Source organism: Haloferax sp. S2CR25 (assembly GCF_031624535.1).
Classification (GTDB): domain Archaea; phylum Halobacteriota; class Halobacteria; order Halobacteriales; family Haloferacaceae; genus Haloferax; species Haloferax massiliensis.
Map to the genome: position 1 here is coordinate 116568 of NZ_JAMQOO010000003.1, position 25624 is coordinate 142191.

At 65.2% G+C, this 25624-nt stretch carries 20 protein-coding genes; 10 read left to right on the forward strand and 10 right to left on the reverse strand.

Going from position 1 to position 25624, the window contains the following annotated elements:
- Positions 1-535 precede the first annotated feature (535 nt).
- A complete protein-coding gene (locus tag NDI65_RS09010; protein WP_089780318.1) occupies positions 536-1861 on the reverse strand; it encodes an AI-2E family transporter in 1326 nt (441 codons plus the stop codon).
- A gap of 412 nt (positions 1862-2273) precedes the next feature.
- Positions 2274-2900, reverse strand: a complete 627-nt coding sequence (locus NDI65_RS09015) for a DUF308 domain-containing protein (protein WP_310893602.1) — start codon at positions 2898-2900, stop codon at positions 2274-2276.
- Positions 2901-3260: 360 nt separating this feature from the next.
- Here NDI65_RS09015 and NDI65_RS09020 point away from each other — a divergent pair, with 360 nt between their 5' ends.
- The 3 genes from NDI65_RS09020 (at position 3261) to NDI65_RS09030 (ending at position 5589) form a co-directional block, all read left to right on the forward strand.
- Positions 3261-4175, forward strand: coding sequence for a formylglycine-generating enzyme family protein (locus NDI65_RS09020; RefSeq protein ID WP_310893651.1), 915 nt, complete (start codon positions 3261-3263; stop codon positions 4173-4175).
- Positions 4176-4321: 146 nt separating this feature from the next.
- Positions 4322-4924, forward strand: a complete 603-nt coding sequence (locus NDI65_RS09025; protein ID WP_089780314.1) for a hypothetical protein — start codon at positions 4322-4324, stop codon at positions 4922-4924.
- Positions 4921-5589, forward strand: a complete 669-nt coding sequence (locus NDI65_RS09030) for a hypothetical protein (RefSeq protein ID WP_089780312.1) — start codon at positions 4921-4923, stop codon at positions 5587-5589. The genes NDI65_RS09025 and NDI65_RS09030 overlap by 4 nt, the downstream gene beginning before the upstream one ends.
- A gap of 77 nt (positions 5590-5666) precedes the next feature.
- Here NDI65_RS09030 and NDI65_RS09035 read toward each other — a convergent pair whose 3' ends face one another.
- Complete coding sequence (locus NDI65_RS09035) at positions 5667-7382, reverse strand: sodium:proton antiporter (protein ID WP_089780310.1); 1716 nt, start codon at positions 7380-7382, stop codon at positions 5667-5669.
- A gap of 224 nt (positions 7383-7606) precedes the next feature.
- On the opposite strand from NDI65_RS09035, the gene NDI65_RS09040 reads away from it, so the two are divergent.
- A complete protein-coding gene (locus NDI65_RS09040; RefSeq protein WP_089780308.1) occupies positions 7607-9925 on the forward strand; it encodes an arylsulfatase in 2319 nt (772 codons plus the stop codon).
- 18 nt (positions 9926-9943) lie between these two features.
- Positions 9944-10828 carry a bile acid:sodium symporter gene (locus tag NDI65_RS09045; RefSeq protein WP_089780306.1) on the forward strand — a complete coding sequence of 295 codons (885 nt, stop codon included), beginning with the start codon at positions 9944-9946 and terminating at the stop codon, positions 10826-10828.
- A 635-nt stretch (positions 10829-11463) separates the two neighbouring features.
- Here NDI65_RS09045 and NDI65_RS09050 read toward each other — a convergent pair.
- A complete protein-coding gene (locus NDI65_RS09050; RefSeq protein ID WP_089780305.1) occupies positions 11464-11673 on the reverse strand; it encodes a helix-turn-helix domain-containing protein in 210 nt (69 codons plus the stop codon).
- A 181-nt stretch (positions 11674-11854) separates the two neighbouring features.
- Entirely contained in the window at positions 11855-12112 is a 258-nt protein-coding gene (locus NDI65_RS09055) for a hypothetical protein (protein ID WP_089780303.1), read from the reverse strand.
- Between the two features lie 615 nt (positions 12113-12727).
- Here NDI65_RS09055 and NDI65_RS09060 point away from each other — a divergent pair.
- The gene (locus NDI65_RS09060) at positions 12728-13339 is read left to right on the forward strand and encodes a molybdenum cofactor guanylyltransferase (protein ID WP_089780301.1); all 612 of its coding nucleotides are present in this window, start codon (positions 12728-12730) and stop codon (positions 13337-13339) included.
- Here the strand turns inward: NDI65_RS09060 and yqeC are convergent.
- Together yqeC and NDI65_RS09070 are read right to left on the reverse strand one after the other, a co-directional pair.
- Positions 13336-14067: a selenium cofactor biosynthesis protein YqeC gene (yqeC, locus tag NDI65_RS09065; protein WP_089780299.1), complete on the reverse strand. Its 732-nt coding sequence runs from the start codon at positions 14065-14067 to the stop codon at positions 13336-13338. The two genes, NDI65_RS09060 and yqeC, sit on opposite strands and share 4 nt — an antisense overlap.
- A gap of 128 nt (positions 14068-14195) precedes the next feature.
- A complete protein-coding gene (locus NDI65_RS09070; protein WP_089780297.1) occupies positions 14196-15950 on the reverse strand; it encodes an aldehyde ferredoxin oxidoreductase C-terminal domain-containing protein in 1755 nt (584 codons plus the stop codon).
- 269 nt (positions 15951-16219) lie between these two features.
- Between NDI65_RS09070 and NDI65_RS09075 the strand changes: the two genes are divergently transcribed.
- On the forward strand, positions 16220-17353 hold the full coding sequence (locus NDI65_RS09075; protein ID WP_089780532.1) for a GTP-binding protein: 1134 nt from the start codon (positions 16220-16222) through the stop codon (positions 17351-17353).
- Here the strand turns inward: NDI65_RS09075 and NDI65_RS09080 are convergent, their stop codons facing one another.
- Positions 17354-17515, reverse strand: a complete 162-nt coding sequence (locus tag NDI65_RS09080; protein ID WP_167344148.1) for a hypothetical protein — start codon at positions 17513-17515, stop codon at positions 17354-17356.
- 69 nt (positions 17516-17584) lie between these two features.
- Entirely contained in the window at positions 17585-18742 is a 1158-nt protein-coding gene (locus NDI65_RS09085; protein ID WP_089780295.1) for a glutathione-independent formaldehyde dehydrogenase, read from the reverse strand.
- Between the two features lie 316 nt (positions 18743-19058).
- Between NDI65_RS09085 and NDI65_RS09090 the strand changes: the two genes are divergently transcribed.
- On the forward strand, positions 19059-19439 hold the full coding sequence (locus NDI65_RS09090; RefSeq protein ID WP_042662156.1) for a Rid family detoxifying hydrolase: 381 nt from the start codon (positions 19059-19061) through the stop codon (positions 19437-19439).
- Between the two features lie 108 nt (positions 19440-19547).
- On the opposite strand, the gene NDI65_RS09095 is transcribed toward NDI65_RS09090, so the two are convergent.
- Positions 19548-19823: a hypothetical protein gene (locus NDI65_RS09095; protein ID WP_089780291.1), complete on the reverse strand. Its 276-nt coding sequence runs from the start codon at positions 19821-19823 to the stop codon at positions 19548-19550.
- 198 nt (positions 19824-20021) lie between these two features.
- Here NDI65_RS09095 and NDI65_RS09100 point away from each other — a divergent pair, with 198 nt between their 5' ends.
- A complete protein-coding gene (locus NDI65_RS09100; protein ID WP_310893603.1) occupies positions 20022-21542 on the forward strand; it encodes an NADH-ubiquinone oxidoreductase-F iron-sulfur binding region domain-containing protein in 1521 nt (506 codons plus the stop codon).
- On the forward strand, positions 21539-24865 hold the full coding sequence (gene fdhF, locus NDI65_RS09105; RefSeq protein ID WP_310893604.1) for a formate dehydrogenase subunit alpha: 3327 nt from the start codon (positions 21539-21541) through the stop codon (positions 24863-24865). Before NDI65_RS09100 ends, fdhF begins: the two co-directional genes overlap by 4 nt.
- Positions 24866-25624: the final 759 nt, after the last annotated feature.

Here is a 25624-nt window from a genome sequence, read left to right on the forward strand (position 1 = left end):
ACTGTCTGTGCGTACCGACGCCACGACACGAATGCGTTAGTTATCCAATGCTACTCTCCGTGAAGTAGTTGCTGTTGTGGTTCCTCCACTATATACTTCGTCGGCGAACGACGTTTTAGTATTCGAGAGCTGAGTGGAGTAATGATCATATAATCAGTCTTTGGTTACTTCCCTACAAAATATGCGAGCATCGCGATATTCTGCCGGCCTTTCTTTCACTATCTAGTCATTTGAGCTCAGCGACAGTTTCGAATCAGCCGGTACTCTCCCACCAGTTGAGAAAATCACTACAATTCTAAGTGGGGTGTTGTGACTGATATGTGCTATACTATCGGCGTAGGTTCGAGTGTCGGGCTCTGCGGACACGCTGTTCGGCGGCCCGTGGCAGGAACGACGGCGGGTGAACCGAGAGGGAGGTTGAAATGACCGACCGCTCCGGTCGATATATCGAATGCCGCGATACCGAAGGGAGTAGCCGGTCGCCACCGCAGTTTCGAAGGACGGGAAACCAGCCGATGCTCCGCCGGCACGTCGATTACTGGTCGCTTTTCGTCCCCTCAACTGAGTCGGTGACGTGCTCGTCGACTGCCGAACTGTCGTTGGCGGCTCCGCCCGTCAGGAGCGACTCGGTCGGCGCGCTCGTCTCTGGTCTTCCTTCGGAGGACTCCCCGGAGAGGCCCGGTGTCGCGACGAGGGGGCGCTCCGGATGGAGTAGCCACGGGAAGACCATCCGTCCGAACTCGAACGTCACGACGAACAGCAACGGGGCCAAGAAGATGCCGTACCAGCCGAAAAGCAGTGGACCGACGGTGTACGCGAGCATCACCGCTCCGACGTGGAGGGTTCGCCCGCTGACGTACGGACGGAGCACCTGGTCCGGGATGTAGTCCACGATGACGAACGAGACGAGGAGGAAGACGACGGGGAACCAGAGCGCTTCCGGGTCCAGCCAGAGCGCGCGTCCGAGGAGGTAGGCGGCGACCGGCCAGGTCACGAGTTTGATGCCGATGACCGGAACGAGGCTCGCGATGCCGACGAGCAGACCGAGGAAGGCCGCCTGGGGAATCCCAACGCTGAGGGGTGCAAAGAGGTTGAGAACCGTGTACACCACCGCCGCGAGGACCCCGGTCAACAGCGCGTTCAGGATGTTGCCGAAGTAGACGTTGTGGAGGTCGCTGTCGACCGCCGTGAAGTACGTGTCCAGTACCCCGCCGTCTTCGATGAAGTTGGCCCGCGCCCAGCGGGCGAGGCGATAGTCGTCCCGCAGGAGATAGAAGACGAAGATGAGGACGATAAAGCCGTGAATCCCCGCGTTGAACACCACGCCGAGCCAGGAGAGAGCGACTCCGACTACCTCACCGAGGACCGACCCGAATTGGAGGTCGGCGAGTCGACTCGGGTCGGCGACCACGTCGTCGACGAACTGCCCCGTCTCGGCGACGAGCGCGGTGAAGTCGAAATAGGGCTGTAAGAGTATCTCGAAGTCGTCGAAGGCGTCCGATTCGAGCAGTTCGTTCAGCGACCCCGCGAGAATCGCGAACGCCCAGCCGACCACGAAGAGCAGCGGGAGTGCCACCGTCACCAACGTCACGGCGACGGCGACGGTCCGCGATTCGATGCGAGCGTTGATGCGTCTGAATATCGGACGCGTGACGTAGTACACGAACAGGCCGATGACGACGGTCCCGACGAACCGCCAGCCGAGGTAGATGAGCTCAAAGACGAGGGCGATGGCGACGAACCAGAGAGCCACACGCGCCCGTTCGAACGAGAGCGACCGGAGCGCCGCCGCGAGTCGCTCCAGCGGTGAGTCGTCCGTCGGTGCCGACGCCGTCGAGTCGCGGGTGGGTTCTTCCGGCATGAGTGTGTGAGCGGGCGCTTACCCGCGGAATACACGTCATAACGCGTGTCCGACAGATAGCTCTTTCCGCGGCGATGAGGGGCCGTACGTCACCGATGCGAGACACGCCCGTCGGGACACCAGCGAGGCGGCGCTCGGGCGTGACAGCCGGGGAGATAGCCGAGAGTCATCGGTTCGGGGCCGCGTGGACGCTCCGAGTCGGCCCGAACGCGGTCTCTCGCGGTTGTTCGGAACGTCAGTCATTACAGAATTAAGTATGTAATGGAAAGTACGCTTTCGTCTACATTTATTTCGGGACACCGGCCTGCTCTGCTTCGCAAACTACCGGAGGGAGCGAGGCCGGACGGTGTGTCAACTGACGAGAACAGCGCAGAAATTGGAGGGTACACGCAGGTCGAGCGCCGCGGGGGCCTCAGTCACCCGTATCGGGACGGGTCACCGACGGCGACGACGCGACATCGGTCGTTCTAGCGCCGTTCCCGACGACAATCATCGACAGGCCGGTCGCGAGGAGGTTGACGCCGAATAACAGTCCGAGCGCCCACGCGGCGGTCGCGGGGAGCCCCACGAAGAGGAGTCCGGCGAGAGCTAACGAGAGCGCGCCGCTCACCGCGGACCAGACCCAACCCCGCTCGCTCCGGAGCGACCACGCGAAGTACAGGAGGACGACGCCCTCGACCGCGAAGTACGAGACGATGAGGAGCGTCAGGGTCGCCAGCGTAAGGACGGGATTGACCAGCATCACGAGGCCGGCGACGAGGAAGACGACGGCGAGGGCGATTTCGCCGAGCGCGCCCTTCCAGCCGGGTGCCGAGAAGGCGTGTGCGACGTGGGCGAACCCGGCGACCGCGAGCGCGGCACCGAAGAACAGTCCGACGCTCAGCGAGGAAAGCAGGGGAAAGAGCAACGCGCCGAACCCCAAGACTGCGAGCAGGCCGCCGACGACCATCAGCGTCCGGCCCTCGTTCTGGAGCGCGTTCGATAGCGATATCTCGGACGTGGCGGGCATCTCCGACTCCGCCTGCGTGTCAGTGCTCATAGCGACAAGTTGGTGTACGACGGACCGGACAATAAAGGGAAAGCGCACTGGTCGTGAAACTCCGCGTCCGAAGAATGGCGCGGTTCGCTCCGAATTCGCGCTGAGAGACCGACGCGCGTTTCGTAGCCGTCGCCGCGACGACCGGAGAGCAGACCCCCGTCGGAGCTGGACGCGACGTGTCCGAGGCGGCGCTCGGGGGTTCGACCTGTCGGCGGCGAACAAGGATTAAGTCGGCTGCCGCTGTACTCGTGTCGAGAGCGTCGCCGTACTCCCGGTGGAGACTGGCGGCGCAACAGCACGACTATGAGCCACGAGAGTTCACCGCAGACGGACGCGCCGACTGACCCACCACGCGAGGGGATGGTATGGGTTCCCGGCGGGACCTTCACCATGGGTTCGGACGACCACTACCCCGAGGAGGGACCGACTCGTCGGGTCGAAGTCGACGGAGTCTGGATGGACAGAACGCCGGTGACGACCGCGGAGTTTCGCGAGTTCGTCGAAGACACCGGCTACGTCACGCTGGCGGAGCGAGACCCCGATCCGGCGGACTACCCGGGCGCGGACCCGGAGATGCTGGTTCCCGGCTCCGCTGTGTTCGTCCAACCCGACCGGCCGGTCAGCCTCAGAGAGCCGAGTAACTGGTGGGCGTACGTCCCCGGGGCGAACTGGCGACAGCCGCTCGGACCGGACGGCGACGAGACGGACCGCTCGAACCACCCGGTGGTCCACGTCGCACACGAGGACGCCGCGGCCTACGCCGAGTGGGCGGACAAGCGACTCCCGACGGAGGCCGAACACGAGCGGGCGTCGCGCGGCGGGCTCGAAGCAAAAGAGTTCGCGTGGGGAGACGAGTTCATGCCGGACGGGAACCCGATGGCCAACACGTGGCAGGGGACGTTCCCCTACGAGAACACGGAGGTGGACGGATACGTCCGCACGTCGCCGGTCGGCGCGTTCCCCGCGAACGGGTACGGTCTCGAAGACATCATCGGGAACGTGTGGGAGTGGACGAACGACTGGTTCCGCGCCCGAACCGGCGGCGAGACGCCCGCGTGCTGTGCGCCGAAGAACCCCCGCGGCGGGACCAGGGCGCAGAGCGTGGACCCGCGGGACCCGAGTCGGATACCGCGGAAAGTGCTGAAAGGCGGGTCCCACCTCTGCGCTCCGAACTACTGCGTTCGGTACCGCCCCGCCGCGCGCTACCCCGAGCCCATCGACACCACGACGACGCACGTCGGGTTCCGCTGTGTCGTCTCCGGTGCCACCGACTGACTACCGACTAACTGCCGACTGACCGCCTCCCGACCGCCACGAACCGACGCGAGAATCTTTATTAATATTCGCAGTGAATAGTCGGTACCGTACGAACCCGCAGAGCGGAGCCACGGACGGACTCCCTCGGTGGTCGGTGCCTACCCATGAGTCAACAGCTACCCGAAGAGTGGTTTGTGAGAGCCGACCGAACGAACGCGGTCATCGCTTGGATGCTCGTCGCGCTACTCGTCGGAATCTCGGTTCTGAGCGTCCGAAACGGCCTGTTGGTACACGCGACAGTCGCCGGGATCGCGGCGGTCGTCGCCGTCGTGCCGGCGGTTACCGGCGGGGACTGGACGCGAATCGTCTCTTGGCCCCTCTTGCTCCTCGCGTCGCTGCCACTCGCGGCCGGAGCGGTCCAGCCGTCGTTCTTCCGCGACGTCGTCGTCGGTCTCAGCATCGCCACCCTCGCGATGCTCGTGGTCGTCGCGCTCCAGATGACGACGACGGTCCGGATGACGCCGGGGTTCGCAATCGTTTTCGTCGTGCTGACGACGCTCGCAACGACGGGATTCTGGACCGTCGGCTCCGCGGCCTCGGCCGCGTATCTCGGGACGAGATTCGTCGAGACCAACGACGAACTCATGGTGATTTTCACCGCGGCGTTGCTCGCGGGCGTCACGGCAGGGCTGGTCTTCCGCTGGTACTTCCGCCGGCAACTCGCCGCGAACCTCGAACGCGGTCCCGACGAGGGGGTGGCGGGATGATTCAAGAACGGGGGTCGAGCGTCTCGCTCACCGCCCAGCGAGCCGTCACTCGCGCGCTGCAGGTTCTGATGCTTCTCATCTTCGCCGTCGGCGTCTCCTACGGGAACTCGGGGGTCGCCGTCAACGCCGCGGTCGGGCTGCTCGTGACGCTCCTCCCGGCGGTCATCGAGCGCAGATACGCGTTCACGATGCACGTCGGAATCGTCCTCTGGATTACCGTCGCGATGTTCCTCCACGCGCTGGGAACGCTCCCGCTTCCCGGCCTCGACTTCCTGAGCGCGTACACGGCGGTCTGGTGGTGGGATCATATGACCCACGCGCTGTCGTCGTCCCTCGTCGCGGGGGCCGCCTACGCCGTGACTCGGACCTTCCAAGTGCGCACGGCGAACATCAACATGCCGCCGAAGTTCATGTTCGCGTACCTCCTCCTGTTCGTCATGGCGTTCGGCGTCCTGTGGGAACTCCTTGAGTTCTACATCAGCGTCGCGGCCCGGGTGTTTGGCACCGCGGAGGTGCTCACGCAGTACGGCCTCGACGATACCGTCCTCGACCTGTGTTACAACACGCTCGGCGGTCTACTGGTCGCCGCCTTCGGGACGGCCCACCTGACCGGTCTCTCCACGGACCTCGCGGAGAGGCTCGAAGGCAGGTCGCCGAACCGGTGAGCCGAGGTGAGCCGAGAGCCGAGACCTGCGTCGGTGCCGTTGGGAGTCGTCAGGGTCGTCAGGGCCGTCGGGTTGCGTCAGGGGCCCTCCGTTCCCTCACCGATGGTTGCGTCGTCGGCCCGCTCGGCATCGAGGCCGACTTGTTCGAGTTGGTGACGCCAGTAGGGGTCCCGACCCGGTCTCGGCCCGGGAACTGTCCCTTCGTCGGAGAGGGCGTGGTCGATGTCCGCTTCGACGTCACGCAACAAGCGGTCGCCGACCTCCTGACTTATCTCTCCTCGCTTGATTGCCCCGCGAATCGCCTCGAACTCCGCGATGAGGATGCGATGGCGCCCGAGTCGTTCCTCGTGTTCTCGAATGTCCGGATACCGCGCGAGGAGGGATTCGATGGCGGCTTCGAGTTCGAGGCGTTCGCGTTTGTACGTCGCGGTGAGGTCATCGAAGACGCTCGTCGGAATGCGGTCCTGTTCGAGCAGTCGCTCCGCGGTATCGAGCGCGGCGTCGACCCCGTGCAGGCGGCCGATGAGCGCCTCGTAGAGCCGTTGCGACGGCCGTTGTCCGCTGATTCCGACGCGGCTGATGACGGCTCCCATCGTCGGCCCGTTGACGAGGAGCGTGAACGCGGCGACGCCGAAAACCAGTGCCGAGAGCTGTTCCGCGAGGGGGCCGGGGAACGCTTCCGCGAATCCGAGAACGAGCGCGATTGAGACCGATGCGTGGATACCGCTCCAGACGAGCACGTGCTGGTAGCCGCGAGGAATCGCGGGGCTCGACCGCCGATTGAGGAGTTCGACGAGCGGGTAGACGACCACCGCCCGCGCGAGAAACACGAAGACGATGGCGGCGGCGATTTGAACACCGTATTCGAGAAGCAGGTCGAAGGGCGTGATAACCCCGAGCGCGACGAAGACGAGCGTGTTGGCGATAAACGCCGCGTACTCCCAGACCGCGCCGACGGTGTAACTCGTCTCGGGGGAAACCGCCGTGCGGCTCAGGCGACTCGCAAGGACGACACCGGCGGTCAGCGTGCCGATGACACCGCTACTGCCGAGAATGTCGAGGAGGATGAAGACGCCGTAGGCGACGAGAAACGAGAGGACAACCGCGATTAGCTCGTCGTCCACCCGCGAGACGAGGGCGTACCCGACGTACCCGGCCGCGGCCCCGACGAGCGCCCCGCCGACGAGCGCGACGACGATACCGAGACCGACGTCGGTGATGAACGCGCCGATAGTGGCGAACTCCCGGACCGTGAGCCCCCGAGACCTCGCCTCGACGAAGACCGCGAGGACCGACGAATAGACCACGATAGAGACGCCGTCGTTCAAGAGGCTCTCACCCTCGACGAGGATGTTGAGTCGCTCGGGAACGCCGAGGTCTTCGAAGATTGCGAGGACCGACACGGGGTCGGTCGGCATGATAATCGCACCGAAGAGGATCGCGACCGCCAGCGAGAACCCGAACGCGAACTGTCCTATGGCGGCGATGAGCGCGATGGAGAACAGCAGTCCGACGACCGCGAGCACCAGTATCGGAACGAGGTTCTCGCGGAACGCCTCGACGTCGATCTCGATTGCGTCGTTGAATATCAGGGCCGGGAGCAGCGCCAGCAGGATGAGGTCGGACGTGAGAGCGACCTCGACGGGCGAACCGAGTACGGAGATGAGTAATCCGGCAAGCAGCAGTCCTGTCGTGTACTGCAGACGGGTGTATCGCACCGTGAGCAGACCGGCGACTGCGGCGACCCCGAACAGGTACAGCAGTGTCAGTAACTGCTCTTCGACCCCGGCCATGGCTCGTATTCGATTCAAATACAGATAAATGGTTCTGCGCCAACACGACCGGCTATCGACAGATGACGCCCGCCCAGACAGTTGTCGGCGGCTGACTATACAATTGTCATCGAAATAGATTTAATAGACAACACATCGATAGTTTCGTTGTCATTGGCTGCTGCACAAACTGTCCGTCCGCGATAGTAACTCGGTGCTGATGCAACGACCAGAACGACCAGACCATGTCTCAACAAGAGTTTCACGGCCGTATCGGCCGCACGTACGACGAATCAGAACCCTGGTGGCCCGAGCCGACCCGAGCGTCGGAAACCGCTCCAAACGTCCTCATGGTCGTCCTCGACGATGTCGGATTCGGCCAGTTGGGCTGTTACGGCGGCCTCGCCGACACTCCGAACATCGATAGACTCGCCGAGAACGGCCTCCAGTACAGCAACTTCCACACGACCGCGCTCTGTTCGCCCACGCGCTCGTGTCTCTTGACCGGGCGCAATCACCACTCGAACGCGATGGGCGGTATCACCGAGATATCGACGGGGTTCCCCGGCTATAACGGCCACATCCCCCACGAGAACGGCTTCCTCTCGGAGGTGCTCGGCCAACAGGGCTACAGCACCTTCGCCGTCGGGAAGTGGCACCTCGCCCCGGCGGAGTCGATGAGCGGGGCCGGCCCGTACGACGGCTGGCCGCTCGGCCGCGGGTTCGAACGCTACTACGGCTTCCTCGGCGGCGACACCGACCAGTACACCCCCTCGCTCGTCTACGACAATCACCAGGTCGACCCCCCAGCGACGGCGGCGGAGGGCTATCACCTCACCGAGGACCTCGCCCAGAGGGCCATCGAGTTCATCGGCGACGCCAAGCAGGTCGACCCCGACAAGCCCTTTTTCACCTACTTCTGTCCCGGCGCGTGTCACGCCCCGCACCAAGTGCCGAGGGAGTGGGCCGACAAGTACGCCGGGGAGTTCGACATGGGGTGGGACGAGGCCCGCGAGCGGATTCTGGAGCGACAAATCGAACTGGGGGTCGTTCCCGAGGGAACCGAGCTCTCGCCCCAGAACCCGGACGTTCGGCGATGGGACACCCTCTCCGACGACGAACAGCGACTCTACGCGCGGATGATGGAGGTGTTCGCGGGCTTCCTCGAACACACCGACGCACAGGTCGGGAAGGTGCTCGACTACCTCGAAGAGCTCGGCGAACTGGAGAACACGCTCGTCGTGACGGTCTCGGACAACGGGGCGAGCGCCGAGGGCGGCCCGACCGGGTCCGTCGACGAGAACCGCTTTTTCAACAACGTCCCGGAGAGCCTCGAAGACAACCTCGAAGCGATGGACGAACTCGGCGGCCCGAACTACTTCAACCACTACCCGTGGGGCTGGACGTGGGCCGGTAACACCCCGTTCCAACGCTGGAAACGCGAGACGCACCGCGGCGGCGCGAGCGACCCGATGGTCGTCTCGTGGCCCGCGGGTATCGACGCGGCGGGCGAGATACGGAGCCAGTTCGTCCACGCCATCGACGTCGTCCCGACGGTTCTGGAACTGCTCGGCGTGGCGGCCCCCGACGAGATACGGGGCATCGCCCAGTCCCCCATCGAAGGGACGAGTTTCGCGTACACGTTCGACGACCCCGACGCGCCCGAACGGCACACGAGCCAGTACTTCGAGATGTTCGCGTACCGGGCGGTCTACCACGACGGATGGCGGGCCGTTCACCCGTGGCCGCTCGGTGATGAGATCACCGCCGAAGACCTCTCGACCACCTCGCTCGCGGACTCCGACTGGGAGCTGTACCACGTCGCCGAAGACTTCTCGGAGGCCCACGACGTCGCCGCTGACCACCCCGAGAAACTGCTCGAACTCGTCCAGTTGTGGTGGACCGAGGCCGGCAAGTACGACGTCTTGCCGCTCGACGGGCGGAGCGTCCAGCGCTTCGTCGAGGAGCGCCCGGAGCCGGGTCGCCCCCGCGAACAGTACGTCTACTACCCCGGCGGCCAGTACGTCCCGGTGAACGCCGCGGTCAAGGTGCTCAATCGCAGCCACAGCATCACCGCGGACGTGACCATCCCCGAGGGCGGCGCGGAGGGAACCCTCCTCGCCCACGGCTCTCGCTCCGGCGGGTACTCGCTGTACGTCGAAGACGACCGCCTGCGCTACGTGTACAACTACGTCGGCGTCGAGGAGTACGACGTCGTCGCCGAGACGCGCGTTCCGGAGGGCGAAGTCAGCCTCCGGATGGAGTTCGAGGCCACCGGCGAGGCGGACCCCGCCGAGGGGAAGGGCGCGCCCGGAACGGTCCGACTCTACTACGACGACGAACAGGTCGGCGAGGGAACGATTCCGCGGACGCTCCCGATAACGATGGGGCTCACCGCGGGGTTGAGCTGTGGCCGCGACGCGCTCAGCACCGTCACCGCGGCGTACCGCGAGCGAGTGCCGTTCGCGTTCACCGGCGACATCGCCCGGGTGACCGTCGACGTCAGCGGAGATGCGTTCGTCCACCCCGAGGCCGAGATGGACCGCATCATGGCACAGGAGTAGCTCGGAGGACCACCGACGATGGCCGTCGTCCTCGAATCACTCGCAACGCTGTCGGTGTTGGTCTTCGTCGTGACCAGCATGCTTGCGATGGGGTTGAGCCTGACGCTCGGCCAGATACTCGACCCGCTGAAGGACGTGGCCGTCGTAGCGAAAGCGCTCGCGGCGAACTTCGTGTTCGTCCCGGTGCTCGGGTACGCACTCGTCGCCGTCGTCCCGATGACCGAGGGACAGGGCATCGGCCTGCTACTGCTTGCGACCGCGGCGGGAGCACCGTTCCTCCCGAAACTCGTCGAGGTGGCGAAGGGGAACGTCGCGTTCGACGTCGGGGTGATGGTGCTCCTGATGGTGACGACGGTGGCGTACGTCCCGTTGGTGTTACCGCTTTTGCTGCCGGGCGTTCAGGTGAATCCATTCGATATCGCGAACTCGCTGATACTGCTGATGCTCCTCCCGCTCGCCCTCGGACTGGTGGTGAACGCCCGCTACGCCGACCTCGCCGCGAGCGTCCAACCCATCATGGCGCAGACGTCGACCACCGCGCTGGTGTTCCTCGTCGTGCTCATGCTGGTGTTGAACGTCCAGAACCTGCTGGCCGTCCTCGGGACGGGCGTGCTCGTCGCCCTGTTGGCGTTCGTCGCCGGGGCGTTCGCCATCGGCTATCTCCTCGGCGGCGACGCGACCGACCGGAAATCGGTGCTGGGGTTGGGGACGGCACAGCGGAATATCTCCGCCGCGTTAGTCGTCGGGGCGCAGAACTTCCAGGACCCGGACGTGCTGACCGTCCTCCTCGTCGGCGCGCTGGTGATGCTCGCGGCGCTGATGGTTGCGAGCGGCGAACTCGGTAAGCGAACCCCGCGAGAACGGGGCCAATCGGCTCAGACCACGGAGTCTGTCGACGACTGATACGAGCAGAAGCCCACACTGGAACGAACAGTTCGGGGCGACGGTCGCGGAGCGAACGCGGCGTCACGGCGTCTCCCGCCGTCATCACGGTCGCCCAACGACTCGGACACACTCGCGCATCGAGGCCATCGGTCCGTCCGTATCTCGACGCTGAGCGCGGTTCCCGAGCGGTTCCAATAATAGATCCCATCTGATATGTGAGGATATTTCCACGAGAGAATATCCTCGAAACCGACCAACGACAACAAGTAGTATTGGGTAAAAATAACATTATCAATCGGTGGATCAGCGACTCGTGGTGTCGCGGGGTTCACGCGCTTCGCGATCGATTCCGACGGCTTCGTCACCCCGTCGAATCTATGAGAAACACGACTGTTAGGGGCTGTATCTGCCGTGTTTCGTTCAGACGGGTGGCACCGACTGTCCGGCTCCGGACCCGCGGGTGAGATGCCGGTCGAACACCGAAGGACTTCACATAATTTATGCAATACTATACTGTCTAACCGCTTCGGTTCGCCCGACGGCAGAGCTCATCCGAAAATATAAATAATATGACATTTTATCGGAAGCGACGGTATCGCGGTGGCGACGCGGGCGAGGGGAAGGACCGCGGTCAGGCCACCAGTTCGCCAGCGTCACGATACCGTTCGAAAATCTCCTCCGCCCATGCGACGGCGTCGGAGTCGTCTGTCGTCGTAACAGGAGAAGTCGATCGCCTGCGAGATATCGAGAACGGCGGCGAGGTCCGTGCCGGTCTGGGCGCGCGGGGACTCGAAGTACCCACTTTCGTAGGCCGTCTGGAGCACTTCGAGTTGTCGGGGCGTGAGGCGGTCTTCGAGGGTCATCCGGAGCGAGGACTGCGTTTCGAGGGGGCGGGTTCGCGTCGTCCGGGCGAGCAGTTCCGCGTCCGGAACGTGAGTTCGACGACGCTGTCGGGCCGTCGCGTCGTTTTCGTCTCGGCGGCGTGAATCGTGTGAGTGGTGGGTCGCCCACCGAGGTCAAACACCGAGGAAGCCGACGCCGGCCTCAATCGACGTAGCCGAGGTTCTCCAACCGCTTCGTGACGACGTCCGACGAGACCGCTGCGTCGGTAGCGACGGATTCGCCCGAGACGATCTCTCTTCGCTCTCCGTTGTCGTGGACGAGCCACGGAATCGTGACGAGTTCCTTGGTGTATATCCCCGGCGGGTGGCCCCACTCTCGAATCGGAACCGGTGCGGCGCGGTCTCCGATCATGTTCCCGTGGTCCGACGTGACGACGGTCCGGCCGAGGAGCGTCGTCATCAGTTATCAGATAATCATATAAGTAGTTTGATTGCGATATACTCAGTGATTACTGACTGTCGATATCTCTGACGGGAGATGGTTTGATGTCGGATAGTCTCGTTAGATAGAAAGATATCGAATATGTCAATTTCGATTTCGTGTAAGATACGAAACTCACTCGTCGAAGCATCACGTGACCGCGTCCACGACGACGACGCCGAGTGGTATCGACAGCCGTCAGCGTAGTTGTCGGGTGTTGTACTCGTCGTCACCGACTGGCGAACCGGTCGCTTCAGGTGTCCCGCTAGCATCCTAGATAGTCTCCGAAACATCGAGACGTATCCAGAGACGCGGCTCGGCACACCACGCGTTACGCCGGTCCACGCGACGTTTCTTCGTCTCAGGGTGCCGCGTTAGTTTTAATCGGATTGAAAATTGGATAACAGGGCTAGCCGTGTCATGACTGTGATGCGTTCTCGACCGCTTTCACGGCCCGAACTCGGGGGATGGGATGCCTCGGAAAAACGGGAAACGCGCGAAGTCCGGCGGCGTCGTCGACCGCCGGGCGACACGGGTCGGAGCACAACTGCTCGGAGCACAACTGCTTTGGAGAGCGAGAGAGTGGACCCCGGTATGCGAACTGGAGTCATCATCGCCGGGGGATACTCGACGCGGTTCGGCGAGGGGGACAAGGCGGTCGCATCGCTCGCGGGGACTCCCCTCATCCGCCGCGTCGCCGACCGGATGGCCGGCGTAATCGACACCCTCGTCGTCAACTGCCGACCGGAACAGACCGCTGCACTCCGAACCGCGCTCGACGGCTACGACCACCCGGTGACGGTTGCGGAAGACGCGGAGTGTGACGAGGGACCGATGGCGGGAATCATGACGGGCCTGCGGGCCGTGGAGACGGAGTACGCGTTCGTCGCCGCCTGCGACATGCCCTTTCTCGAACCCGTGCTCATCGACCGGCTGTTCGACCGGGCGGCCGGCCGCGACGCCGCCGTGCCGCGGGTCGGTGACGGCTGGTTCCAACCGACTCACGCGGTGTACCGAGCCTCGGCGATGGCCGACGCGTGCGAACTCGCGCTGGCCGAGGGGAACCACAAAATCATCGAGCCGCTGTTCGCGCTTGACTACGTCGTCCTCGGGGAGGACGAGGTGTGCGAGCACGCGAGCCTCGACACCTTCGAGAACATCAACACCCCCGAAGAGTTCGCCCACGCGGCGGAACGGTTGGGCTAGCGCTCCACGGTGGCCACGACGGGATCGGACGCCGTCAACCGCGTCAGAGCGACGCGCGGAACGTCGGACCGAGCGAGGATGTCCGAAGCAACCTCTCGCGCGACCGCTTCGAGCGCCGAATCGTCGACTTTGTTCAGCACGGGAATCACCGTCGCGCCGTCGGGGACGTCCGCGAGGCCGCCGCGCTCGCTCGTGAGGACCGTTGCGACGTCAGACGGGCGAATCGTGTCGCCGGGGTCGAGACCGGTGAGGGCGGCGACCCGTTCGGGGCGGTGAACGGTATCGTCAGCGAGCGGTTCACCGACCGCGTGGACGCTGGCGATTGGGAGGACGGTGTCGGCAGTCGCCGGGAGCTGAGGTTCGCGGTCGCCCGGTGCTTTGAATTCGCGCATCCGAGCGCCGTCGGCCTTCACGAGCACGGCGTCGGCGGCGTCGGATGCCCCGATGTCGTCGACCACGTCGGGGTCGTACCCCCGGTAGCGGTCGTCGCGGTCGCGGTCGGGGACGACGCCCACCGGCCAGTCCGTCACGCGCTGGAGCGCGGCGACCGGAGCGTCGGTCACGAGCACGTCGTCGACGTGCTGGTCGAAGATTGGGATGCGAACCGTCGCCGTCACGACGGCGCGGTCGAGTTGACGCGCCAACGCGTACAGCGTGGATTTCTTCCCGCCCGCGCCGACGACGCAGATCACGCCGCTTCGAGCGCAGAGCGCATCACGAAGCTTCATATTCGTTCCACGAGGGGACGCGATTAAAGTGACACGGGGTGGGGTTCGTCAGCCGCGAGTGGGCGGTCGAGGACCCGCGGACAGCTGGTTCGCCCGTATCGGTCGCCGACCGGGCGTTCGGGCGGTGTTCAATCGCGGAGCGCGTGCAGGTCGGCGGCGAGTTCGGTGAGGTCGAGGCGGTCGATGGTCTGCGCCGTCGGCACGCCATCGGTGGCCCAGCCGCGGCGGCTGTAGTACGCGTCGAGCATCGAGTCGAAGTCGTCGCGGTCGACGACTGCACCGGCGCGCGGGCCCCTCTCAAGCGGCTCTTGGAGCGTGGCCGGCAATGCGTCGTCAGCGCGCGAGATTCCCTCACGGACGTTGAACAGGCGCGTCACGTTCCAAATCCGTTCACCGACCGTGGCGAGTTCCCCGGCGGGTTCGAGACCGACCGATTCGAGCCACGCTCGCCCGAGGTCGTCGAGCGCGTCGCCGAAAAAGTCGTCGGCGATGAGACTCCAGAGTACCGACCGCCGGTCCTGCTCGCGAACGACCGCCTCCGCGGTCCGGTCGGCTCCCCACTCTCCGTCGAACGCCTCGCGTTCGATGGGTCGCGCCCGTCGATGGCAGGCCCCGCGGTCGCTGGTCGCGTACGCCAGCGCCATGCTCTGCGCGCCGCGCGGGTCGTAGGCCGGTAGCTCCATCGACTTGACCGTGGGGACGAGCTCTCTCCCGCCGTACCGCGACGCCGCGGCATCGACCCCGTCCGCGAGCGCGTCGCCGAGGTCCGTCGTCCGGTTGGCGATTTCCCGTAAGAGGGCGCGCGCTCCGTCGGCGTCACCGAACGACAGTGGACGGTCGAGGACGCCGGCGGCGTCGGCGTTGATGGTCCACGCGACCGCGCTGCCGGCGCTGATGAGGTCCATCCCGAGCCGGTCACAGGTCTGTCCCAACTCGGCGACGGCGTCGAAGTCGTGGATGTCGAGTCCGGCCCCGAGCGTCATCGCGGTGGCGCCCCGCGGCACGTGGTCGCCCTCGTCCGTCGGTACGCGAAATCCCCCCGGAGCCGCCGTGTCGGCGTACTCGCGACCGACGGCGCTGTCTTCGACCGCAGTGATTCCCAGTTCGTCCGTCTGTTCGAGGTGTCCATCGCGCCAGCCTCGCGTCGAGAGCGCGCCGATTTCGTTCGCGAAATCGATGGTCTCGACGGTTCCACTGGCCCGGAGCCAGCGTCCGGTGGCGGTCTCTCGGTACTTCGCGGCGTAGGCCTCCCGAAGGTCGTCGAACCCCTCGGGTGGCTCTCCCCGCGCGACGACCGCCTTCAGTCGCTTCGAACCCATGACCGCTCCCGCGCCCCCTCGACCAGCGTGGTGCTCGCCTTCGTCCGAGGCGATAGTGGCGTAGGCGATATGGTGTTCTCCCGCCGGGCCGATGCACGCGACCGACGCGTCGGGGAACGCTCGCGCCGTTTCGACCGTGTCGGCCCCCCACGTCTCGGCAGGAGCAATCGTGGCGTCCCCGCCTTCGATGACGAGGGTGACGGGGTCGGACGCGACACCCGTCACGAGCAGACCCATATGTGGCCCGAGCGCGCCGGCCAGCGAGTCGGGGAACTCGCCGCCCGCATAGGAATCGAGAAAACAGCCCGTGAGCGGGGATTTCGTGATAGCGGCGTATCTCGACTCGCCCGGGAGATACCCCGACAGCGGGCCGAGCATAAATAGAAGCGCGTTTTCGTCACCCAGCGGGTCCACGCCGGCGTCGAGTTCGTCGTAGAGATAGCGGGCGCCCAGCCCTTTTCCGCCAAGGTACCGCTGTCGCCACTCGTCCGGAATCGGCGTACTCTCGACCGAACCGGAAGACAGGTCGACCGTGAGGAGTCGGTCGGGGACGGGGGGGACCATCAGATCATCCGTCAGGACCGGCGAGCAAAAAAGATGATGCCGGTGTGCCACGGCGGGCGAGCGGGTTCGGTGGCGCGAACGTGTCCAACAACGCCGAGAGTTCGATTCGCGGGGGTCGACCGACGCGAACAGCCACGAAACCCGACCTATCAGTAATGGAAGAAGACGAGTTTCGAACGGAGGTCCGGTGTGAGGGGTTCTACACTCGGGTCGAGCGAGGCGACCCAGCATTGATTACAGCCACCCGCGAGTCGACACACAGCATCGACATGTCCACGGCTGAAACTCCGATTACGGTCATCAGCGGGCCCCTCGGCGCGGGCAAAACGACGTTGGTCAATCGACTCCTGAACGACCCCGGCGGGAGGGAGATAGCCGTCGTCGTCAACGACATGGGCGAACTGAACGTCGACGCCGAGTTAGTCGCCTCCGAGGCGGACGACGGGCTAATCGACCTCTCGAACGGCTGTATCTGCTGCCGATTGCAGGACGACCTCGTGACCGAAGTGACGCGGTTGGCCGAAATGCGTTCGTTCGACTACCTTCTCATCGAGGCCTCCGGAATCAGCGAACCGCTCCCGATTGCGCGGGTGCTGACGCGCGAGTCGGAGGAGGGCGGTCTGCCGGAGCAGTTCCGGTTGGACACCACGGTCTCGGTCATCGACGCCTACGGGTTTTGGAAGGCGTTCGACCCGGCGGAATCGCTCCCGGACGCCGCCCCCGACCCGGAGCGTCCGTTGACGGAGGTTCTCGTCGAGCAGGTCGAGTTCTGTGACGTGCTGTTGCTGAACAAGTGCGACATGGTCCCCGACGACGCGCTGGACGCCGTCGAAGCCGAGATTCGAGAACTCCAGCCCCGTGCGACCATCCACCGGACGACACACAGCGGAGTCGAGTCGGGGCGAGTTCTCGATACGGGACGGTTCGATTTCGACGCTGCGAAACACCACCAAGGCTGGAAACGCGCGCTCACGGGCGACGATGGCGAGGCGAACGGCAACCACGACCACGGCCGCGACAGCGGACGCGCCCACGACGAGGACGTCTCGGCGGCGACGGCCCACGGCGTCGAGTCCTTCGTCTACCGGCGGGACCGCCCGTTCCATCCGCACCGACTCGATGACTGGCTCGACGACTGGCGGGGGAACGTCGTCCGCGCGAAGGGGTTCGCGTGGGTCGCGAGTCGTCCCGAGACGGTGCTCGGCGTGAGTCAGGCGGGGCCGTCGGTACAGGCCGGCCCCATCGGTCAGTGGGGAGACGATGACCCCGAAACGCGACTCGTGTTCATCGGCCGCGACCTCGACGAGGCGGCACTGAGCGGAGAACTCGACGAGTGTCTGGCGACGACGGACGAGCGGGCGGCGTCGTATCCCGACGACCCGTTCCCCCGGGAGTCCGCCTGATTAGGCCGCGCCGAGGTCGACCTCGTCTCGGAGTTCGTCCCACGACTCGTGGAAGCCGTAGGTCGACTCCGACTCACCGCCGACCGCCGTCTGGTAAACCTCGTCGTACTCCAACAGCTGGGTCCAGCCGTCGTGGTACCGGTAGCTACAGTACTGGCACATAGACCGAACTACCGGGGTGACCGTCAAAGGAGTACCGGTGAAAATCAGAGGGGGAAGCGACGGTTACCGTTAGGGTTCCAGCAGGACCTTCGTGACGCCCTCCTCGCGGTTGTCGAACTTCTCGTACATCTCGGGCGCGTCTTCGAGGTCGACGCGGTGGGAAACGACCCAACTCGGGTCGGCTCGGCCCTCGATTATCATGTCTCGGAGCTTTCGGTTGTACTCCTTGACGTTACACTGGCCGGTACCGAGCGCCTGCCCTTTCTCGAACAGGAGACCGAAGTCGATGCCGAGACGTCCCTGCGCAGCCATCTCGTCGGGAGCGCCGGGGTCGTCGGGGACGTAGAGACCCGGGATACCGAGTTCGCCGGTCGGACGGACCGTCCGAATGAGGTTGTTGATGACGACGGCCGGGTTCTCCCGGGCGGGGTCGTACGCGCTGTCGGCTTCCTTGTCGGGGTCGATGGCCTGATAGCCCACCGCGTCGACGCCCTTGTCGACGCCGCCGCCGTGAATCTCTTTGATCTGTTCGACGGGGTCGCCCTCCTCGAAGTTGATGGGCGTGGCGTCGCAGTGTTCCTCGGCGAGCGCGAGGCGACTGGGGACGCGGTCGACGACGTAAATCTCGGCCGCGCCCTTGAGCTTGGCGCTGTAGGCGGCCATCAGGCCGACCGGACCGGCCCCGTAGATAGCGACGGAGTCACCGGATTCGAGATTGGCGAGTTCCGTGCCGTGCCAGCCCGTCGGGAAGATGTCCGCGAGGAGCGAGAACGAGTCCTCGTGCTCCCGTCCGTCCGGCAGTTTGAGCGCGTTGAAATCGGCGTACGGAATGCGGAGCTTCTCGGCCTGACCCCCCTGATACGGCCCCATGGCGACGTAGCCGTACGCTCCCCCGGCGAATCCCGGATTGACGTTGGTACAGAAGCCGGTGTAGCCGTTCTCACAGTTCTCGCAGAAGCCGCAGGCGACGTTGAACGGCGCGACGACGCGGTCGCCGACTTCGAGGCCGCTGACGGCCTCGCCGACCTCCTCGACGATACCCATGTTCTCGTGGCCGAACACGATTCCCGGTTCCGCCGCCGTCCGACCCTCGTACATGTGCAGGTCGGACCCGCAGATGCAGGTCGTCGTGATGTCGATAACGACGTCGTTCGGATGTTCAATCTGCGGCTCTTCGACCGCTTCGACTGCGACCTCTCGTTCGCCTTTGTAGACGACTGCGTCCATTGACATTGTTCGGGCTCCGCTCGGTCTCTGCGGACGGATGCCATTTATAGATCGGGTGCGAATGTCTTTCACGGTTCTCGGCACTTCAACGCTTAAATATCGTTGGTGGGTGTTTCATCGTGTCATGTTCGTTACTATTCGTGTTTTCTGCGTGGGTGTCGGCAGGGCCGAGACACCCGCGAGGCTCCGAAGTTCGAGACGAGGAGTAGCCGACGTGCAAGCCGAGTGACGCCACGGAATGGCAGATGGCACACATATCGTGAGACCGGTTCGTCCCGGACGTGGATTTAATACGGCCCGTTCGAAACGGCCGGCTATGAAGCGCACGATTAGCACTTCGGACGCACCGGCGGCCGTTGGCGCGTACAGTCAGGCGACGACGAACGGCGACCTCGTCCTCACTGCGGGCCAACTGCCGCTCACGCCCGACGGGGAGCTACTCGACGACGCCTCTGTCGGCGACCAGACGAAGCGGTGTCTCGAAAACGTGGAAGCGATTCTCGTCTCGGAGGGCGGCTCCCTCGACGACGTGCTCAAAACGACAGTCTTCCTCGACGACATCGACGACTTCGAGGAGTTCAACGAGGTGTACAGCGAGTTCTTCGACGAGGAACCGCCGGCGCGTAGCGCGGTCGAGGTCGGGAACGTGCCGAAAGGGGCGGCGATAGAAATCGAAGCGATAGCGGCGACCGAATAGGGTCGCGGTCCCGAGCGGACGCATCTGGCCCCGACCCGCGTGAGGATTTTTGAGACGACACTCACCGACGAGAACTCGCGTTCGAGCGGCCGGTGTCGGAGACCGCGGTCACTCCAACCGCATGTTCTCCGCCCGCTCGGCCGCGAGGTCGGTGATCTCCTCGACGTCGCTCTCGGAGCGGTCCGCGAGGACCCGAACCATCATCCCGAGTTGGACGGCCGCCGTCTCGCGTAGCTCCGATGCGTCTTCGGTGTCGTTGGCGAAGTAGTACTCGCGTCGACCGTCGTCGTGGACGAGTCCGGTGTACACAGACAGGACGTCGTCTTCGCGGGTCGCGTCGGCCGCGGTCTCTCGGACGTCGTCGAACCGTGGGTTCGTCATCACCTCGGGGAACAACGCGTCGCCGCATTAGCTCTTTGCTCCGGTCGCTGCCGTCTGGGAGCGCCATCTGCCGTGGCAATCTCGTGCCAATCGCGGTTGGACCGGCTTCGAGTCCGGGGGATTGAACGCCCCGAAACCGCGCGCCACCGGGACCGGATTGGGATGATTTTTTAACCCCACCGCGTCTTTTTAACCGTGAGAATGAATCGCACAGGCAAGGCGACCCCGTCGCCGACCGTCCGGGTTTCGGGAGCCGGACGAACGGAGCGCGGGGAGCGTGTCTTGAGCAGCGCGCGCGCCGCCGCCGACTCCGTCCCGGTCCTGCGAACGGGACCGACCGGAATCAGCGAGTACGACCCGCTGGTTCTGGCGACCAGAGCGGGGCGGACCGCGTTCTTCCCGGCTCCGGACGCACCGAGAGCCCGGGAAATCGTCGCCGACGTGGAAGACGGGGCGTTACCGACGGACGGTGCCGCGGCGGTCGTCGAGCACGACGCCGAGACGACGACGCTACCGGTGCCGACGAACGGGCCGCTCGCGGTAGGTCGGCGGCGCGTCCTCGGTCCCTGCGGGTGGGTCGACCCGCTGGACCCGGAGGGGTGTCAGTTCCAGTCGCTCGACAAAGACGCGGGTGCTATCGCGGACGCCGGCCTCGTCGGTCGAGGAAGGGGCGACGCCAGCGCTGACGACCCGGTCGCCGACGCGTGGCGGCGCGCGCGAGAGACAGACGGCGACCCGGTGGTCGTCGTGAACGCGAACGACGCGGACGACAGGCAGTGGGCGGACGAAACGCTCCTCGCCGGGTCGCCGATGTCGGTGCTCGACGGCGTGGCGGCCGTCGCCGAGTACCTCGGGACGACCGACGCGGTCATCTATCTCGCGGAGACCGACACCGAACTCCGAGAACACCTCCGGCGGGCCGTCGACGCCGCCGCGGACGAACTACCGGTCGTTCCGAGAGTCGCCACGGGGCCGGACGAGTACCGCGCCGGCGCACCGACGGCGGCGCTGGAAGCGATTGAGGGTGCGGACCGAATCGAACCCCGTCTCCAGCCACCATCGCCGGCCGAGTACGGACTCTTCGGTCGCCCCACGGTCATCCATTCGCCGCGGACGTTCGCACAGGTACACCACGCACTCTCGGGTCCCGAGAGTACCGATGAGGACGGGTCCGCCTCGGCGACGCGACTGTTGACTGTCTCCGGGGACGTGGCCGCGCCCGCGACGATAGAGGTCGGGTCGGACGCCCGCCTCTCGGCGGTTCGGAACGCCGTCGAACTGGAGGGCTCGTTCAAGATGGCCTGCGTCGGCGGTGTCTTTGGCGGGGTCACTCGGACGTTGGATATCACACCGACCGCGGACGAACTGACCGCGGCCGGCCTCGGCACGGACGGCGTCGTCGAACTGTTGAACGACGAGCGGTGTCCGGTCGCCACCGCCGGTCAACGAGCGAACTTCGCCTCGGAAGCCAACAGCGGGCGGTGCGTGCCGGGTCGGGAGGGAACCGTCCAACTCACCGAACTGGTGCGAGCGGTCTACCGGGGCTCGTACGACCGGGAGAAGATACGCGAACTCGGGCGGGTCATGGCCCGGTCGAGCAACTGCCGAATCGGGGCTCGTGCGCCGCGACCGGTGCTGACCGCGATGGACGAGTTCGAATCGAGTTTCGAAGCACACGCCGACGGCCGCTGTCCCAGCGGAACCTGTACTGACAAACTATGAGTACTGACGACCCACTTCCGGGCGTTCCGGAGATAGACGACCCACAGCACGAGACGTCGGTCACGGCTGAGTTCGAGACCGGGACCGCGAACGACCCGCCCGTCGGAACCGGCGGAGAGAGCCCGACGACGGTCACCGTCAACGGGACCCCGGTCACCGTCCCGCCGGGGTCGACCGTCATCGACGCCATGCAGGCCGTCGACGACGAGGTCGTGAGCGTGGACCCCGGCTCCGACAGCCTCGACGGAGACGCCGACGTTCCGGCGCTCTGTTATTACGACCGCGACGGCGACGCGAGCGACGAAATCGGCCCTCGGAGCGAGTGTCGAACCTGCATGGTCGAGACGGACGAACACGGGGTCGTCCCCTCCTGTTCGTTCCCGGCGACGGACGGGCTGACGGTCGAGACCGATACGTCGGCCGCCGAGGAGTGCCGGAGCGTCAACCTCGACCTCGTCCTCTCCAACCACAATCTGCGCTGTACGACCTGTAACGGGAACGGCCGGTGCGAGCTCCAGGAGACGGCCATCAGCGAGGGGGTCGACCATCCGCGCTACGGCGTGTTCGACGAGCGAAGCGAGTACGAACCGCTCGACGACAGCTCCTCGTTCATCCAAATCGACCGCAACAAGTGCATCCTCTGTAACCGGTGCGTCGAGGGCTGTAACGACGTTCAGGTCGAAGGCGTGCTCCGTATCGAGGGGTCCGGTGCGGACACCCGCATCGGTTTCCAGTCCGACGCCGAGACGATGGGGGATTCAGACTGCGTCTCCTGCGGTCACTGCGCCACGGTCTGTCCGACCGGAGCCCTGACCGAGAAGGACATCGGTGGCGCGGGGACGCTCCCGCTCCCGGGGTTCACGCAGCGGAACTCCGTCGGGAACGTCATCGAACACGAGGAGGCGGAGACCATCGACGACACGACGGCACCGAACCGCTCGCCCGCCCCCGGTAGCGCGGGGAGCGCCGGTGGCGAAGCCGAGGCGGGACAGGATGGACGGAGCGGCGTCGCCCGATACATGGCCCAGAGCAAACGCCGAGCGTCCGACTTCCTCGGGGAGTACGGTCGGAAGGCCATGCTCGCGGGCGAACACACCGCCGAGAACCTTGCGGCGCGGACCCTCTCCGAGGGCCGGCTGTTCGACGTCGCGTCGCTCGTCAGCGACTACCGACTGGGCAAGGTCGACAAAGCGGAGACGACCTGCGGGTTCTGCGCGGTCGGCTGTCGGTTCGAGATGTGGGGCAAAGACGGGAACGCCCTCGGCGTCCAGCCCGTCGACGACCCGGACAACGCACCGGCCAACAACTTCTCGACGTGCGTGAAAGGGAAGTTCGGACACGAGTTCGCCAACAGCGAAAACCGGCTCACGAGACCACTGATTCGAAACGACGACGGCGAGTTCGAGGCGGCGTCGTGGGACGAGGCGCTCGACTACGTCGCCGGCGAACTCCGCGAGATTCAGGACGAACACGGCGTCGACGCGGTCAGTTGCCTCGCATCGTCGAAAGGGAGCAACGAGGAGGCGTACCTCGTCCAGAAGTTCGCGCGGCAGGTGCTGGGCACGAAGAACATCGACAACTGCGCCCGGCTCTGCCACTCGTCGACGGTGGCGGCGCTCCAACAGACGCTCGGCTACGGCGCGATGACGAACCGCATCAACGAGGACATCGGCGAGGCCGACGCCTACCTCATAAGCGGGTCGAACACGACCGAGTCGCATCCGGTGTTGGCGACCCGCATCAAGCAGAACGTCCGCGACGGGGCCGACCTCGTGGTGTTCGACCCCCGGAAAATCGGCATCGCCGAACACGCAGACCAGTACACGAGAACGACGCCCGGTTACGACGTGGCGTGGCTCAACGGCCTCATCCGATACCTCATCGAGCACGACCTGCACGACGAGGCGTTCATCGAACGGAATACGAACGGATTCGAAGCGGTCAAGCAGAAGGTCCAGGCGTTCACCCCCGAGAAAGTCGAGGAACTGGCCGGCGTCTCTCCCGCCGAACTGCAGTCGGCCGCCGAGACGCTCGCCGCCGCCGAGAACGTCGTCTTCGGCTGGGCGATGGGCATGACCCAATCCAGCCACGGCACGGAGAACCTCCTCGCGATGGCCGACCTCGCGCTCACGCTCGGGCAGGTCGGGAAACCGGGTGCCGGACTGTCGCCCTTCCGGGGCCAGAACAACGTGCAGGGCGGCGGCGGCGACATGGGGACTCTGCCCGGCAGTCTCCCCGGATACCAGGACCCGGCCGACGACGAGGTCGGCGAGAAGTTCGCCGAGGTGTGGGGCGAGCGTCCACCGGCGGAACCCGGTCTCAAAGTGCCGGAGATGCTCGCCGAAGCCCACGAGGGCAATCTCCGCGGGATGTACATCGTCGGGGAGAACCCCGCGCTCTCGGAACCCGACATCCAGCACGCCGGCGAGGCGCTCGATAGCTTGGACTTCCTCGTCGTACAGGACATCTTCATGACGGAGACCGCGGAGCACGCCGACGTGGTGCTGCCGGCGGCGACTTCGCCGGAGAAACACGGCACCTTCACCAACACCGAGCGTCGTGTCCAGCGGGTTCGAGCGTCCGCGGAACCGCCCGGGAAGGCGCGTCAGGACTGGGAGATTACGCAGGAACTGGCGGCCAGACTGGGCTACGAGTGGGGCTACGACCACCCGCGAGAGGTCATGGATGAGATCAGCGACCTAGTTCCCATCTATGGGGGCGTCAGTTACGAGCGTCTCGAATCGGGCGACGAGCACGGACTCCAGTGGCCGTGCTGGGACGACGACCACCCCGGCACGCCGTACCTCTACGACTACGAGGAGGGGAACTTCAACTTCGACGACGGACTCGCCCGCTTCGTGCCGGCGGACGGCGGCCACCCCGGCGAACTCCCCGACGAGGAGTACCCCCTCACGCTCACGTCCGGGCGGGTCCTCTACCACTGGCACACCGGACAGATAACCCGGCGCGTCGAGGGTCTCATGAGCCACGTCGGCGAGAGTTTCATCGAGATTAACCCGACGACGGCCGCGGAACTCGGCGTTTCAGACGGCGAGTACGTCAAGGTCGAGTCCCGCCGCGGCGACATCGTCGTCAAGGCGACGGTGACCGACCGCGTCGGCGACGGGACGCTGTTCATCCCGATGCATTTCGCGGCCGGCGCGGTCAACAAACTCACGCAGGAGACGTTCGACCCGCAGGCCGGCATTCCGGAGTACAAGGTGTCGAGCGTGCGCGTCGAACCGCTCGGACCGGACGCCGACCCGGACGTGCTGCGGACTCCGGACGCGGGCGCTGGCAGCGCCGCACGCGGCGACGACTGAGTGCCGCGAACGGTCGGTTCGTCCCCGCCTTCTGCGCGAGTCAGACAGCGCGGTTGTAACTGGGCGTTGCAACTGACCCGACGCGTCGGGGCACAGCGACGAGAACTGCGGGTGGCTCTATGGGGACCGAGGCGAATGCTGACTGGTCCGGATTACCGCGTCTAGTACGTCAGATTAACTATTCGAGAAAATACTAGTTCGCATATGTGTTCGAGCGGGCCGGCGTGGGGGTGTCCACCGACTCCGCACAGTTACTACGGATAGTTTAGTCACACACCTCGTCTTGAACGTCAAAAGCACCGCAGACGCCGTATTCGACTCGGAGGGATTCGTAGCCGACGAATCTGCCGTCAGATTCAACGTCTGTTGGAAATGCGGTTTCAATACACTATAGCGCGGGAGAACCGTGACTCTCGACGTTGCGCTGTTCGGAGGGTTGGACCGGTCCCCACGACTCGCGTCTGTACGAAAGACGTGAGAGACGACATTGTCCAGAGACGAGTAGACTTCCGAATTAGCCACAGTCCGGGATTCAAGCTCGTGTCTGATAAACGGCGGAGCCGGCGGTTCAGTTCGAATCTTCGTCGACACCCGGTTTCAGACCCGTGGATTCCAGTCGGTCGTTCCCAGTGCCGCGGGGCAAAAGGACACAAGCGGACGCAGTAGTATTTTAGATCACCTGCACAATTCATTCGAATAGCGAACCGGACCTACGCTCGACGGGCGAACGCGATTACGGAGATTCTAACCGCCTCGTGA